The organism is Providencia sp. PROV033 (assembly GCF_028484855.1).
GTDB lineage: Bacteria > Pseudomonadota > Gammaproteobacteria > Enterobacterales > Enterobacteriaceae > Providencia > Providencia alcalifaciens.
Genome location: NZ_JAMPSW010000103.1, coordinates 1 through 12,012, shown reverse-complemented (window position 1 = coordinate 12,012; position 12,012 = coordinate 1). Strand labels below are relative to the sequence as shown.

Below are 12,012 nucleotides of genomic sequence, written 5' to 3'. Positions count from 1 at the left end.
ATTCATAATTATGGCTTTAAAAATACCTTTTATGGAATAATTTCTTTATTTATTGCGGCAGTAAAATCTACATCAATATAAGATGTAATCACAGCGGTTAATATGATGGCAGATACAGATAAAAGTGTTACTGAAATAGTAACCGGTAATAATAAGCTTAGACTTGCTGATGTAAATGCTAATACAATAGGTGATGCAACTCCTGCTAATGCCATAGCTTTAATTTCCAAAACTAGAGGTCTCCAGTTTCCCGTTTCAAACCCCTCTTCAACCTTAGTTTTTATTTTTTCAAATTTCAAAAATTTATCCGCAAGCTTAAAAGAGCCACCTAGTTTATATAAATTCTCCGATAACTTCTTTCCATCTATAAATTTTATAGCCTGAGAAATGGCGGGAAGGTCTTTCTTATGAACTTTAAGGTATGGGTTATTTATTGTTTTCTCTAAAATTTTTAACGCATCACTTGAATTTTTGATTTTTTTACCTTTAAAATCATTTAATTCATTAATTATTTTATCTGATGCAACCTTATATTTATCTCCAATAACTTTAGATGTTTTATCACCAATATCTGAAATTATTTCTAATGCTGTCTTAATAGCTTCATTTATTTGTAATTTTATTATTTCCTCTTTGGCTTTACTTTGAATTTTTTTTCAATTCCTCATCAGCTTGCCTTTTGGCTATTGCTTCATCAGTAATAGTATCTAATGCTAAATAGCTTTCTAAATCTTTAGGCATCAAATGGTCTTAATTATAAAAATATAAACATTATCCTTATTGCTGATTTTTAAAAATAAACATCCCTTTTTAGTCATTCTATCTAAAATATGATAGATATAAATAAATTTTCTACTCTGAAGGGTTTAATGCTTTTTTCATAAAAATGAATTAATAGAATAAAGAGAATCTAATTTTTCAAAAAAACCAGTGAATAAATAATCATATATTATTCCATGGAAATTAGATCAATATTTTAATTTTACTGAAATTATTAACTTTAGATGTAATTATATATTGAAAAGCTATTAGTACTATATTGTAGAATAAGCACTAATAGCTTTAAGAATTGTATTATCCGTTACGACATTTTAATCAGCACCATACCAATAAGCAGGAAAACTAATCCGCCCCAACCTTTATAGTTCAAGCGCTGATTAAACAAGATCCAACCGGCTGCGACTGTAGCAATTAAGCCAAATGCACCCCATAACGCGTAGGCAACTGACAATTCAATTCCCTTCACCGCTTGCGCTAGCGCACTGAATGCACCTAACACCGCAACCAGAGAAAGAATACCTAACCAATAACGCTTAAAACCGTCAGACATTTTTAAAAATACGTTGGCAAGGATTTCCAGTACCACGGCAAGGATCAGAAATGCCGCATGCCACCATTCAAATTGACTGGCCATATTACACCTCCGATTTAGCGGTATTCGTCACTAAAGCTCGGGCTTTGGCGGCATCAACCGCATTCTTCGCTGCTTGTTTTACTTTTTGAGCAGACTTGTTAACTGTGGCTTTTTTGGTACCTGATTTGATCAATGCGATTCCCGTGATCAAGAAAACTAATCCACCAATTTTCATCGGTGACAAAGATTCCCCAAACCACAGTACACTGAACGTTGTGATCAACAGAACACCCACCCCTTCCCACATGGCGTATGCAACACCTAAGGCGACTTTTTTAACCGCAACAGCGAGTAAAATATAGGAAGTGGCAATCATCACATACATCACCGCCATACCCGTGAAGTCACCACTCACACTGGCATGTTTCATTGATAAAGTACCAATGACTTCAGTAACGATAGCTAATGCTAAAAATATCCAGTAAATCATTATAATATCCCTCTAGATTCAGCATCATCATAGCCTGTTTTTTAAACAAGTTTAAAAGACAATTAGCTTAATACATGGGCTTAATGCTGTTAAAAATTCAAACAAAAACAATAGAGTTGCTGATTTTATTCAGCTGATTGAATAATCTAGAAAGACGCTATAACGCGCCGCACCAGTGATACTCACTGGATAGAATGGCAGAAAGGAAAAGCTTATGTGTTGATCTTCTTTGGGACTTACTGATCTTTATGCTAGTCACGCTAAGCATGATATCTCATTCATTTCATCGGATGGACATCCATCCAAGTTACTCCGAACCCTCATATAATTGTTAGTTTCAGCTTATTTCTACCATGGCAAAATTATTAAGTCAATGAATGCAAAAGCTTTTTGAATTCATTCTTTTTATGCATAATTATGCATTAATATGCTAAGCAACACAGTGGCAGACTCAATTTTACGAATAATTCCACCATTTCACTCGCATTTATTTTTGGACGAACTGAGCAAAAAAAGTTTTTATTACCGTGTTTTATGCTGCTTTCATCTCATTCAATATTCATTTTTACGGTTACCATTGACAATAGATGCCAACACGCTTCTTATCATGCTATCCGTACAAAATAGAAATAATGCACACCAATAAGAGAGAGTCATGGATACCTTTACGCTAACGTCAAATAGCTTTCAAAATGCCGCCGATGCCACCCCGCTTCCTTATGATGTCATCTCCATTCAATCCCAAGTTGTCTATGGCAGTGTCGGTAATAGCATCGCTGTGCCTGCATTGACCAAACAAGGATTACGCGTTGCTGCGGTTCCCACCGTTATTCTAAGCAACACACCCCACTATGCTACTTGTTATGGTGGAGAATTACCCGGTGAATGGTTTCGCGGTTATTTACAAGGCTTCGTTGAACGCGGCAGCTTAAACAGCGTTAAAGCCATTTTAACGGGTTATTTAGGTTCACCAGATAAAGCTCACGACCTTGCAAATTGGTTAGCCTCTGTGCGTGAGCAGCATCCTAAAATACCTGTCATTGTCGACCCTGTGATGGGGGATGAAGATAGTGGCTTTTATATTCCTCCAGCGATTGCCGATGTTTATCGTGATGAAGTGCTTCCACTTGCGACGGGCATCATTCCGAATAAATTTGAGCTTTCTACACTCAGTGGGCAAACCATCAATAATTTAGACGACGCGACTCGCGCAGCGCGTTCATTACTCAACGGTCATACTCAATGGGTCATCATAACGAGCGCATTCCAGCCTGATGATGAAAGTATCGAAGTGGTTTGTGTTACTCGACAAGATGTCGCGGTTATTCGCCATAAGCGTTATCCCGTTACACCAAAAGGAACTGGGGATCTGTTTGGTGCTGAACTCACCGCTCAGTTACTTGCAGGTTTATCGGTTCCAGATGCCGCTAAAATGGCGTGTTTACGAATCGAACAAGGCATTATTCATATGGCGGCGACAGGTCGCAGTGAATTAGTGCTTTAAAATAACCAAAATTGAATGGTTACCTTGAGTCAGCAATCTTGGTAACCATCACATTATTAAAGAGAAGCGTAATGACTCATGGCACACTCCACATTCAATAATTGCATCATTAAAGGATTGACAATGCCAATTTGCGCTTTTTTTCAAGATCAAAACCTGCAAACCATTCCCCCATCGTATTTCATTCAACCATAAAACTCACTGACCCAAAAATCATAGATGAATTAAATAATTTTCCGATGCTTAAAATAAAAACTCACCACTTTCATTTGAATTAAAGCAGAACGGGAAAACATTAGTATTTAATCAACATGAAATGACGTGGTTGGCAAAAATTTCTATCGCGAAAAAATAAGAAAAGATAAAGAAGAAAATATTAGCTAAAAAAATGGCGGGAATTCAATCTTCCCGCCATTTCATGGTCCAATTTATAAAGATAAAATATTATTCAAACTCATTCCACGAGCGACCATCACGAGCGATCATGGCGACAGAGGCAATCGGTCCCCATGTACCGGCTTGATAAGGTTTAGGTGCATCGTTATCCATCGCCCATGCTTCCATAATAGAATCAACCCATTTCCACGCCTCTTCCACTTCATCACGGCGGACGAACAAGGCTTGAATACCACGCATCGCTTCTAACAATAAGCGCTCATAGGCATCTGCAAGATGCGTTTGGTTAAAGGTCTCAGAAAAGCTCAAGTCCAATTTAGTCGTCTGTAAACGGTGTTTATGATCCAAGCCTGGAGCCTTGTTCATAATTTCGATATCAATCCCTTCATCAGGTTGCAGACGGATCGTCAATTTGTTTTGTGGTAAATCTTGGTAGCTTTCAGAGAAAATATTCAATGCCGGTTTTTTAAAATACACCACAACTTCTGAACATTTGGCAGGAAGACGCTTACCTGTACGCAAATAGAATGGTACGCCAGCCCAGCGCCAATCATCAATATCCACACGCAAAGCCACGAAAGACTCCGTCTGGCTCTGCTTGTTCGCGCCTTCTTCTTCTAAGTAGCCCGGTACTTTCTTACCTTGCACAAAACCCGCAGTATATTGACCGCGTACGGCTTTCTCACGCACGTTTGTGTGGTCAATACGACGTAAAGAACGCAGCACTTTCACTTTTTCGTCACGAATACGGTCAGTGGTTAAATCAGCCGGAGGAGACATCGCGATCATGGTTAAAATTTGCAGAAGGTGATTTTGCACCATGTCTCGCATTTGACCCGCCTGATCAAAATACCCCCACCGACCTTCGATTCCAACCTCTTCTGCCACGGTAATCTGCACATGATCAATGGTGCGATTATCCCAGTTATTAATAAATAAAGAGTTTGCAAAACGCAGAGCCAGCAAGTTCAGTACCGTTTCTTTACCTAGATAGTGGTCGATTCGGTAAACTTGGCTTTCATCAAAATATTTCGCAACTTCGTTATTAATCTGTTGAGAAGATGCTAAATCCGTCCCTAATGGTTTTTCCATCACGACACGGTTTGGTTTTTTGTTCAATCCTGCATAGCCTAGCCCCTGACACATTTCACCGAATGTGCTTGGTGGCATAGCAAAATAGTGAATCGCCGGCTGCGTGTCTTGTTTAAGCATATCGGCTAAACGCACAAAATTATCGGTTTCACTCACATCTAGATTACAAAAATCTAAACGTGCGCTTATTCGCTCCCATAATGTTGGATCTAATTCTTCCTTCAAAAAGTCATTCAATGCCTTTTTGACAAATTCCACATAATCGCTCTGTTCCCATTGGGCACGACCAACGCCGATAATGCGAGTATCTGGATGGATATAACCTGCTTTTTCCAGTTGATACAATGATGGAAGTAACTTGCGACGCGCTAGGTCACCTTTAGTGCCGAAAATAATCAGGTCACAAGCTTGAGCAGCATTATGTACCGCCATGTTGGTTCTCCTCAATCTGCGGAATTTAGAAACTATCTCATTAGAGCCCATAAAAACTGAGCGCGAAACGCCACTCTAATGAGATAGGTTCTGTATATCGTTTTATAAAAATATAATCGTTTGCCTGCTAATGTACCCGTTTGCTACTGCTCAGTAAATATTGATGACACGGGTCACAGTTTTTATGCTGAAAAATCCAGCATACCCAGTCTTCAACAAAATTTTTTATCACTGAATGCTTCCAGCTTTTGTTAGAAAATAACGATTTATGTAATCCGTTTTCTTAGTTGAAAATTAGATACGGGTCATATTTTCGTAAAAAAAGCCCTTAGTTAACCCCAGTGTATAGATAGCTTACTATCAACACGTAGTATATTTTCAGTCATATCTGGATGTTAATGCCACCATACTCCGATGGCAGAAATATTTCCCCTTTTGCTGAAATAGGCACTTTTGCTATATGAATATTTTAGAACAAATGAAAACCAGCATCGATTTTTTGAGTAAATCAGAAAAAAAGGTGGCAGAAGTCATTTTAGGGATGCCCCAAAGTGCTATTCATTTGAGTATCGCCGCATTGGCTCAATTGGCGGATGTTAGTGAGCCTACTGTTAATCGATTTTGCCGCAAAATGGAAACCAAAGGGTTTCCAGATTTTAAATTGAAACTGGCGCAGAATCTCGCCAATGGTACGCCTTATGTAAATCGCCATATTGAAGAAACAGACACCGTCAACACATATACCCATAAAATATTCGAGTCCGCGATGGCGGGACTGGATAATGTCAAGCACACCCTTGATACCAACGCAATTAATCGCGCAGTAGATTTACTGACTCAAGCTCGCAAAATCAGTTTTTTTGGATTTGGGGCTTCCGCCGCGGTTGCTCATGATGCCATGAACAAATTCTTCCGGTTTAATATTCCAGTCATATACTTTGATGATATTGTCATGCAACGTATGAGCTGCATCAATAGTAGTGAAGGCGATGTGATTGTGTTGATTTCACACACGGGTCGTACAAAGGCCTTAGTCGATATGGCACAGCTCGCTCGCCATAATGATGCAACAGTTATCGCTATCACATCAGAGGGCTCCCCCCTAGCTAAAGCAGCCAGCCTATCAATTATTATCGATGTCCCTGAAGACACGGACATGTATATGCCAATGGTCTCCAGAATGGCACAGCTCGCAGTGATTGATGTGTTAACAACCGGATTTACTTTGCGCCGAGGCGAAAAATTTAGAGATAACTTGAAACGGGTCAAAGAAGCATTACGCGATTCGCGGTTTGATAATGTCTGAAAGATGGATACAACAATGTTAAAAATGGGTTCTTAATTCTATCGGTACCAAATAGTTTTTATTCTCCCGATGGCTTTAAGAAATTTGCTGTATATAATAGCTGTGCTCGTGTCAGCACCCCTATTTGCAGTAAATAGGTTTCAAAATGGAGTGAAAAGGCTTCACTTATATTTGTACCATTACAGGTCACGGAGTAATACATGTCTAGACGGCTTAGAAGAACTAAAATTGTTACAACCCTTGGTCCGGCAACCGATCGTGATAATAATCTAGAAAAAATTATCAATGCTGGCGCTAACGTTGTTCGCCTTAATTTCTCTCACGGAACTCCTGAAGACCACATGGCCCGCGCAAACAAAGTGCGCGAGATTGCGGCTCGATTAGGGCGTCACGTCGCTATCCTTGGGGATCTACAAGGTCCGAAAATTCGTGTTTCTACTTTTAAAGACGGTAAAGTTTTCCTCAATATTGGTGACAAATTCACGCTAGATGCCTCATTAGGCAAAGGTGAAGGTGACCAACATAAAGTCGGTATCGATTACAAAGGCTTACCTGCTGATGTTGTCCCTGGCGATATTCTTCTGCTAGACGATGGTCGTGTGCAGTTAAAAGTTCGTGAAGTTCAAGGCTTGCAAGTGTTCACTGAAGTGACTGTAGGCGGACAACTGTCTAACAATAAAGGCATTAACAAACTAGGTGGTGGCTTATCCGCAGAAGCCCTCACTGAAAAAGACAAAGCTGATATTATTACCGCAGCCAAAATTAATGTCGACTTTTTAGCCGTGTCTTTCCCTCGCTCCGGTGAGGATCTTGATTATGCTCGCCGTTTAGCGCGTGATGCAGGCTGTGAATGCCAAATTGTTGCGAAAGTTGAGCGTGCTGAAGCTGTTGCCACTGATGACATTATGGATGAAGTGATCCTCGCATCAGATGTCGTGATGGTCGCCCGTGGTGATTTAGGTGTCGAAATTGGCGACCCTGAGCTAGTCGCTGTACAAAAGAAACTGATCCGTCGTTCACGTCAATTGAACCGTGTGGTGATCACCGCAACTCAAATGATGGAGTCAATGATCACTAACCCAATGCCAACCCGCGCCGAAGTTATGGACGTGGCAAACGCCGTTTTAGATGGTACAGATGCGGTTATGTTATCGGCAGAAACGGCTGCGGGACAATACCCAGCAGAAACCGTCGCCGCAATGGCGCAAGTCTGCTTTGGCGCAGAAAAAATGCCAGGTCTGAATATTTCTAAACACCGTTTAGATGCTGAGTTTGAAAGTTCTGAAGACGCGATTGCCATGTCAACCATGTACGCGGCTAACCACCTGAAAGGTGTCAAGGCAATCATCGCCATGACAGAATCAGGACGAACAGCTCGTATCATGTCACGTATCAGCTCTGGCTTACCAATTTTTGCTATGTCACGCCATGAAAAAACACTGAATCAATGTTCTCTGTACCGTGGCGTCACGCCTGTCTTCTGTAGCACGCATACTGATGGAATTGCCGCTGCAAGCGAAGCGATCGCGCGTCTACGTGACAACGGTTACTTAATGGTTGGTGACACGGTTATCGTGACACAAGGTGACCAAATGGGCACCATCGGCAGCACCAATACCTGCCGTATTTTAGTCGTTGAATAATCATTAGCTCTTCTATAAATTAAGGGAGCCTGTGCTCCCTTTTTTCTTTAATTTCAATGATATTGCAAATTAAACTGTAACGTCCCATTCGCTTTTCCCCCTCGCGTTTTTTCCTCTGTTTGAATATAAACTGCCTCCAAAGGAATAACATAGTGTTGCGCACTATTTAAGCGAGAAACTTGTAACGTTTGGTTCAATTTAATCGGTCGCCCTTTATATTTAATTTGGATCCCAAAACCTTGGGCAGTTTCTCGATGCTCTGCATTATTGAGTGCAATGGTGCCGGGTAACCCACTCGAGTCGACCATCCCCATAAAGTGAATTTTTATTGGTGAAGTTTCATCACAATCCAGTTCAATTTTAAACCGTTTGCGACTATTCATAAGCGTAGACCCCACACCTCGAGCCCGGGATTTCTCTACTTGACCGAATGCCACATTGACGATGGTATTTTTAACTTCGCATCCATTCGCAACAACCGGAATAGGCGACAACCAAATTTTAGGTTCAAAATTGCCCACAATATCTTGGGTAATAAACCGATTATTAAAAACGATAAACATCGCAGCACTGGTGGATTGTAATAGCTGAGTATTCACGCGTGGGCGTATTTTATAGAACTCAGCCTTTAAGGTGACATTGTAATTACCTTGAGATGCTGAGCTGGGACATAAAAAGCGATTTGCCGGGTTTCCGTCACGACTATTTTTACCATTCACATACCCTCTTGCTGAACATGGGCTATTAACCGAGCCATGCAAAGCAAACCCAATGCCAGATAACCCTATTTCCTTAACAGCTCCAACACCTGCGATTTGATAATGCCCATCAAAAATTCCCGGTAAATTAATGCCAACCCTTGTTGTGCCTGTCTCATTCCACCACACCCAAGGCGTATAAGTACCTAACTCTATCGTTGCAATATGTGTGTTGATGGGAGCACTTTTAGGAACATACAGCGTTTCGGTGATGGGCACGGTATACGTTGAAAATTCAGCACGATAATCAGCAAACGCTATTGATGAAAACAACAGCATTCCGATATAAATAGCAAATTGATTCATAAATCCTCTACTGGCATGTTCCTTCAATGAATTGAATATTTGAATTACTCAAGTCAATATGAAGCGGTAACTGGCACTGTTGCGACTGATTAGCCCCCCACTTAACTTGAACGACACTATTTTCAGGCACACCACTCAAATAAACTTCCCCATCAGTCGCCACAATTCCCGATGAAATCTTATGTTGCTGTTCCAGAACATTCACTTGAGTGCCAAAACCAACCAATTGATTATTATGTTTTAGTTTTAATACAATGCGACCACCACGTTTAGCGTTAAAATCCATCAAAACAATTGCCCCTCGTGTGGGTACGACCGTTGTTGAATTCAGTGCCACATCGTAATTGCCGATTAATGTTGAGGTATCAACACTGACATTGTTACGCTCATATTGTGTTAGCATTGGAATCACTGCATAACCTTGTTCATTGGTATACAACGAAGGTACATTATTAATTTTTAAATTATTAATGCCCTCAGCTTTAACTAACCCAATAGCATCCGAGAATGATCGGGAGGCAGTAACCCCTCCGTGATGAAATAAAAATGCCCCAGTGGCAGCTGCATGGACAATTTGATGTCGAGGAGAGTGATCCCAACCAAGAGCAAACTCCCCATGAGAGGTTAAATAACTACCGCGAACACCGTAACTCACCTGCTGATTTTTATGATGGTATTGCTGTGTGAGGTCATATCGTAACTGATGAGAGTCAAGTGCTGAGCCACTCAGGCTTATGGTGCTAATACCGCCAGCGTAACGACTGGTGTTGTAATGATAATTACCCCAATAAATATTTTCTCCCCAACGTAATGGCATGCTACAAGTAAAAGAGAATACTCTATCCCGCTTTTCACGATGATATTGTTCAGAATGTGAATAAGAAAAACTGTAATTAACTGATTGATACTGCGAGGCAAGACTGACAGTAAAATTTTTATCTGAGCCTGATTGCGCCCAATACTCTTGTTGATAGCCATTTATATTCAAAGATCCCCAGTTTCCCAATGATTGGCTAAGCGATATTTGTAGTCGCTGTTTCTTTGACATTCGATCCATATTTGCTGTTTGAGAAATAAAATTATCTCCATCCGGTTCAACAGAATATTGAGCAGATAAATTAAGCCCAGTCGCTGTATTTTGAACATATTTGTTATATTGAAAACGATACGTTTGCTCAGTGCTCTTTAAATTAGGATCCCACTGAGATGTTGAATGAGTCATATCCAATGAAGCTCCGCCGAAATTGCCTAAATTCACGCCAGCCCCAACTGTATAAGTTTGTCTATATTCCGAGATGAATACGCCACCTAACAGAGATAAATTTCCATAATGAGATAGGTGAATAGGTAATCCGTAGATCCCAGAAAACTGAACAAAATAAGGCTGTCGCTCTTCACTCTCAGCTCGATATTTTCCAAATTCCATACTGTATTTTAATGTTCCTGCCCTTTGCATAACTGGCACGCTGGAAAACGGCTGTGTAAATACTCTCGTCGAACCATCAGACTCTTCAATCGTCACTTGCAACTCACCATTGAAAGACGTTGGGTAGAGATCATTTAACGTAAATTCCCCCGCAGGAACGGATGTTTGATAAATTATTTGACCATTTTGCCGAACAATCACCACAGCATTGGAGTTCGCAATACCATTTACTGTAGGTGCGAACCCTCGTTGACTTTGTGGGAGCATACTTTCTTCTGACATCAGTTTTAAACCACGGTACTGAAAAGTATCCATAATCCCGTTATCTGATGAAGTTTCACCAATAATTAAGTGGCTATTTAAACTACGAATATTTCTTTCTAAGAAAGTTTGTAGACTATTCCAACGGCTATCACCGTAAACATTATTGTAATAACTGTGATTACGTAATCGCCAGGCTTCCCAATTGATTCCATTTCGCAATCCAAAATAAATAGATTTATGGTTGCTTGGACTTTTCCATGATTGATTAAAACGTGCAGAATAATTAATAAACAATCCAGCGACACCATCATCCCATTCAATCGGATTAATATAGCCCCGGCTAATTGTCTTCATCGCTATTTGAGGAACACTGATATTTAGACGGTTAGAAAAAAAATCATGGTAAATATTTCCACCTTTGATAAATTTTCGAACATCAATGAATTCATCAATTTCAGAGCTATCATTCTTAAAAAATATCGAAGGCTTAACGCCCCAATTAATTAACTGCCGTCTTGTAATCTGCGGTTCTAGTGTTTGATTTTCTTCACTAAAAATAAATTCAATATATTCATCCGCCACACTATCATCATTCAGGTAAATATGAACCCTATATCTACCAGGAAGTTGCCCTTCTGATTTAGAAAGATAATTTAATAGCATAGGATCTGAAAGATGGTTATCAATGCCTGTATTAATTGCATTAATATCGAAGATTTCACTTGCACAGGTTATTGATGAAAAAATTGTTATGCTAATAAAAATCGACTTATTACTAAAAATCCAATCCTTAATAAAAACGTTTTTTCCCATAAGCTAGCTCTTTGTCATGTTTTTTTCCACAATGGCACCATAATCATTGATAAATTCGATTTTAACTGAATGCTCTCTTTCTATTTTTTGTTTTAAAACATACTCATTCATCCAAGGATGAATCATTTTTAGGTAATGTATTCAAACTGGTGATTAACCTGTAAGATAGGATAATTTATCGGAGAATATTCATGGCCAAAGTCGATGTAAGGTTCCCATTTTTTCTAC

9 protein-coding genes are annotated in these 12,012 nt (G+C 39.8%); 3 read left to right on the top strand and 6 right to left on the bottom strand.

Annotation, left to right across the window (positions count from 1 at the left end; translation table 11 throughout):
* Positions 1–29: 29 nt before the first annotated feature.
* The 3 genes from PSF16_RS14630 to mdtJ all read right to left on the bottom strand — a co-directional run bounded on the left by PSF16_RS14630 (position 30) and on the right by mdtJ (position 1,844).
* Positions 30–599, bottom strand: coding sequence for a colicin-like pore-forming protein (locus tag PSF16_RS14630; RefSeq protein ID WP_272689518.1), 570 nt, complete (start codon positions 597–599; stop codon positions 30–32).
* A 482-nt stretch (positions 600–1,081) separates the two neighbouring features.
* Complete coding sequence (gene mdtI, locus PSF16_RS14625) at positions 1,082–1,414, bottom strand: multidrug/spermidine efflux SMR transporter subunit MdtI (protein WP_006659927.1); 333 nt, start codon at positions 1,412–1,414, stop codon at positions 1,082–1,084.
* Between the two features lies 1 nt (position 1,415).
* On the bottom strand, positions 1,416–1,844 hold the full coding sequence (mdtJ, locus tag PSF16_RS14620) for a multidrug/spermidine efflux SMR transporter subunit MdtJ (protein WP_006659928.1): 429 nt from the start codon (positions 1,842–1,844) through the stop codon (positions 1,416–1,418).
* 655 nt (positions 1,845–2,499) lie between these two features.
* Between mdtJ and pdxK the strand changes: the two genes are divergently transcribed.
* The gene (gene pdxK / locus PSF16_RS14615; protein ID WP_272689517.1) at positions 2,500–3,348 is read left to right on the top strand and encodes a pyridoxine/pyridoxal/pyridoxamine kinase; all 849 of its coding nucleotides are present in this window, start codon (positions 2,500–2,502) and stop codon (positions 3,346–3,348) included.
* Between the two features lie 444 nt (positions 3,349–3,792).
* Here pdxK and zwf read toward each other — a convergent pair whose 3' ends face one another.
* Positions 3,793–5,268, bottom strand: coding sequence for a glucose-6-phosphate dehydrogenase (zwf, locus tag PSF16_RS14610; protein ID WP_006661827.1), 1,476 nt, complete (start codon positions 5,266–5,268; stop codon positions 3,793–3,795).
* Positions 5,269–5,728: 460 nt separating this feature from the next.
* Here zwf and PSF16_RS14605 point away from each other — a divergent pair, with 460 nt between their 5' ends.
* Together PSF16_RS14605 and pyk are read left to right on the top strand one after the other, a co-directional pair.
* Entirely contained in the window at positions 5,729–6,574 is an 846-nt protein-coding gene (locus PSF16_RS14605) for a MurR/RpiR family transcriptional regulator (RefSeq protein WP_272689516.1), read from the top strand.
* A 200-nt stretch (positions 6,575–6,774) separates the two neighbouring features.
* Positions 6,775–8,217 (top strand): pyruvate kinase, encoded by a 1,443-nt coding sequence (gene pyk / locus PSF16_RS14600; protein WP_006659933.1) that lies wholly within the window; start codon positions 6,775–6,777, stop codon positions 8,215–8,217.
* Between the two features lie 53 nt (positions 8,218–8,270).
* Here pyk and PSF16_RS14595 read toward each other — a convergent pair whose 3' ends face one another.
* Positions 8,271–9,281, bottom strand: coding sequence for a fimbrial protein (locus tag PSF16_RS14595; RefSeq protein ID WP_272689515.1), 1,011 nt, complete (start codon positions 9,279–9,281; stop codon positions 8,271–8,273).
* 7 nt (positions 9,282–9,288) lie between these two features.
* Complete coding sequence (locus PSF16_RS14590; RefSeq protein ID WP_272689514.1) at positions 9,289–11,784, bottom strand: fimbria/pilus outer membrane usher protein; 2,496 nt, start codon at positions 11,782–11,784, stop codon at positions 9,289–9,291.
* Positions 11,785–12,012 lie beyond the last annotated feature (228 nt).

What these genes read in the sequence shown, in the direction of transcription:
- mdtJ (WP_006659928.1), bottom strand. Translation starts at nt 1,844, where the DNA reads ATGATTTACTGGATATTTTTAGCATTAGCTATCGTTACTGAAGTCATT.
- pyk (WP_006659933.1), top strand. Translation starts at nt 6,775, where the DNA reads ATGTCTAGACGGCTTAGAAGAACTAAAATTGTTACAACCCTTGGTCCG.
- PSF16_RS14595 (WP_272689515.1), bottom strand. Translation starts at nt 9,281, where the DNA reads ATGAATCAATTTGCTATTTATATCGGAATGCTGTTGTTTTCATCAATA.
- PSF16_RS14590 (WP_272689514.1), bottom strand. Translation starts at nt 11,784, where the DNA reads ATGGGAAAAAACGTTTTTATTAAGGATTGGATTTTTAGTAATAAGTCG.
- mdtI (WP_006659927.1), bottom strand. Translation starts at nt 1,414, where the DNA reads ATGGCCAGTCAATTTGAATGGTGGCATGCGGCATTTCTGATCCTTGCC.
- zwf (WP_006661827.1), bottom strand. Translation starts at nt 5,268, where the DNA reads ATGGCGGTACATAATGCTGCTCAAGCTTGTGACCTGATTATTTTCGGC.
- pdxK (WP_272689517.1), top strand. Translation starts at nt 2,500, where the DNA reads ATGGATACCTTTACGCTAACGTCAAATAGCTTTCAAAATGCCGCCGAT.
- PSF16_RS14605 (WP_272689516.1), top strand. Translation starts at nt 5,729, where the DNA reads ATGAATATTTTAGAACAAATGAAAACCAGCATCGATTTTTTGAGTAAA.